Below are 2,449 nucleotides of genomic sequence, written 5' to 3'. Positions count from 1 at the left end.
CGCCGGAGGCCGTTCCCTCGCCAGTGTTGCCCTCCGGTTCCGCTTCGCTCCACCTACGGCCAACACTGGCGAGGGAGGCGTCAATGCACTAACAATCCACCCGGACCACTCGGTGGGGGCCGGTCAACCGGGCCAGCCGTCGCCATGCAAAGTCTCGCCAACAAAGGGCTGACGCGAGCCGAGGCGCGCGATCCTCTGAGTTATGACCGGGGCGATGTCGTCCGCTTCGCCCGCGACTATGCCGACAAGGGCGTGGGGAAAGGCGAAGCCTATCGCGTTGAAAATATCGACCCTGTCAAATCCGCGATCGCTCTCAAATCGGAGGACGGGCGCGAAGTGGACTGGCGCTTGCGGCAGTGGGGCGCCGGGAAGGTGCAGGTTTTCGAGGCGCAGCGCCTGGAAATCAGGATTGGCGAGACCATCCGTTTCACCCGAAACGATCGTGACGCGGGCCGGATCAACGGCGCGCGTGGAACAGTGACGGCGGTTGACGCGAAGGCCCGCACGGCGACGGTGCGCGGCCCGCGGGGCCAGACGCAAACGCTTCGGCTCGATGCTGCCCGCGACCAGCATATCGCCCACGCCTATGTCGACACGGCTTTCGCAGCCCAAGGCCGCACAGCCGATCACGTCATCATCCACGCCGATAGTCGCGCCACCAATCTGGTCGATCAGAAATCCTTCTACGTCGGGATTTCGCGTGCCAGGCAGTCCGCGACGGTTTTTACCAATGATCGGGCCAGGCTGATCAGCGCGATAAAGGAACGCGCCGGAACGGTCCAAACAGCGATCCCCCAAGCGGCGTTATCCGCACCAGCCACCAATAAGTCGGCTGCATCGGTCTTGCCAAAACCCTTGGCCTTGCGATCGGGCATGGGGCTTTGAGCAACCGGCGTTCGATGTCGAAGATGTCGCCGCACCCGAACATGCTCGCTCGCGGACGATGGTCTCGAATCCCGGGCTATGCGCGCTCAACGCCATCCTTGCAGAACATCCGGCCCATCATCGCGCTTAAATCTGGGCGAGTGAATAGGATGTGCTGCGTCCACCCGCTTCGTCGCGAACCAGGATATTCTTGGTAACGAGATCGGCGATATCGCGCGCAGCCGTGTCTTGCGAAGTCTTGGTGATGGTCGCCCATTTGGAACTTGTGAGCTTGCCTTCAAACCCGTTCAGCAGGCGATTGATCATGTCGCGTTGGCGGTCGTTCAGCGCGGTCCGGGCTTGGTCATCCCAAAAACGCGCCTTGCGCATGACCGATGCGAGAATGTCGTCGGCGCCATCAAATGCCCGATCCAGACAGTCGAGGAACCATGACAGCCAGGACGTGATATCCAATGTGCCTTTCTGCGTCGTTTCGAGCATGCGGTAGTAGGCGGCGCGCTCCTTACGAATTTGCGCCGACATGGAATAGAAGCGCCGGGTGCTTCCTTCGGAGCGCGCCAGCGCCATGTCGGCGATGGCGCGCGCCGTGCGACCATTTCCGTCATCGAGCGGGTGGATAGTGACGAACCAGAGATGCGCGATGCCCGCCTTCAAAACAGGATCGATGCCTTGGTCCGCTTCAAACCATTTGAGAAAGATACCCATTTCATGGCTGAGCGCTTTGGCGGGCGGCGCTTCATAGTGAACGCGTTCACGGCCATATGGGCCGGAAACCACTTGCATCGGCCCGGTGGAGTCATCGCGCCAGACGCCTACGGCAATCTTGGTCATGCCGCTCCGCCCGGTCGGAAACAAAGCCGCATGCCACCCGAACAGGCGCTCGTCGGTCAGGGGCTCTTGAAAGCGCTGCGTTGCGTCGAGCGTCATTTCGACAATGCCGTCGACATGGCGATCAGAGGAAACCAGGCCCGCAATGTCGAGACCGAGGCGGCGCGCGATTGATGAACGCACCTGATCCTTATCGAGTTGTTCCCCCTCAATCTCAGACGATTTCAAAACATCTTCGGTGAGCGCATGGAGGACTGCTTCTTCTTGAAGGGAAAAGCCGAGCGCTTCCATCCGGCCCAAAAGACGGCCCTGGCGATGGCGGACTTCGCCAAGCTTTTGGGCAAGGGCCTCATCCCGCCACTGGAAATTTGGCCAGTCTTGCAGCTCATGGATGTAAGTCATAATCTCCGCACCTCATGCGGAGGATATACCGCATAAACTCCGCACGTGAAAGCGTTAATCGCCGCATTTTGTGCGGAGATTGGAGGCGCTATTCTCCGCACGAAAACCCCAGGCCATTGCGCCGGGGAGTGGCTGGACGGATTATGATGCGATTTCGCGGCTCACGCGTCGCCCTCCGCAAAATAGGCGGTCAGCCGGTGCGCGAGTTCTGGACTCAGCCGCACATAATTTCGCCGGCCATCGTCACGGTCCGCCTCGCGGCTGATCAGACCCTCTTCACAAAGCCGCCGAAGCAAGCGGAGCGCACTGGTTGTGGGTAGCCCCGAGGCGATGC

At 60.9% G+C, this 2,449-nt stretch carries 3 protein-coding genes and 1 pseudogene; 2 read left to right on the top strand and 2 right to left on the bottom strand.

The features are described 5' to 3' along the window. A pseudogene (locus tag CDQ91_RS21430) lies at window positions 1-92 on the top strand (integrase catalytic subunit); the annotation flags it as partial. Window positions 93-144: 52 nt separating this feature from the next. After that, window positions 145-885, top strand: coding sequence for an ATP-binding domain-containing protein (locus CDQ91_RS21825; protein ID WP_237246101.1), 741 nt, complete (start codon window positions 145-147; stop codon window positions 883-885). Between the two features lie 126 nt (window positions 886-1,011). Here the strand turns inward: CDQ91_RS21825 and CDQ91_RS20845 are convergent, their stop codons facing one another. Beyond that, on the bottom strand, window positions 1,012-2,115 hold the full coding sequence (locus CDQ91_RS20845; RefSeq protein WP_088474609.1) for a Fic family protein: 1,104 nt from the start codon (window positions 2,113-2,115) through the stop codon (window positions 1,012-1,014). A gap of 161 nt (window positions 2,116-2,276) precedes the next feature. Next, window positions 2,277-2,447 carry a winged helix DNA-binding protein gene (locus CDQ91_RS22110; RefSeq protein WP_144036847.1) on the bottom strand — a complete coding sequence of 57 codons (171 nt, stop codon included), beginning with the start codon at window positions 2,445-2,447 and terminating at the stop codon, window positions 2,277-2,279. Window positions 2,448-2,449 lie beyond the last annotated feature (2 nt).

Origin of the sequence: Sphingopyxis witflariensis (genome assembly GCF_002205635.1) — a bacterium.
Classification (GTDB): domain Bacteria; phylum Pseudomonadota; class Alphaproteobacteria; order Sphingomonadales; family Sphingomonadaceae; genus Sphingopyxis; species Sphingopyxis witflariensis.
Note: the sequence above shows the minus strand (reverse complement) of the source record. Positions and strands in the feature narration are given on the sequence as shown.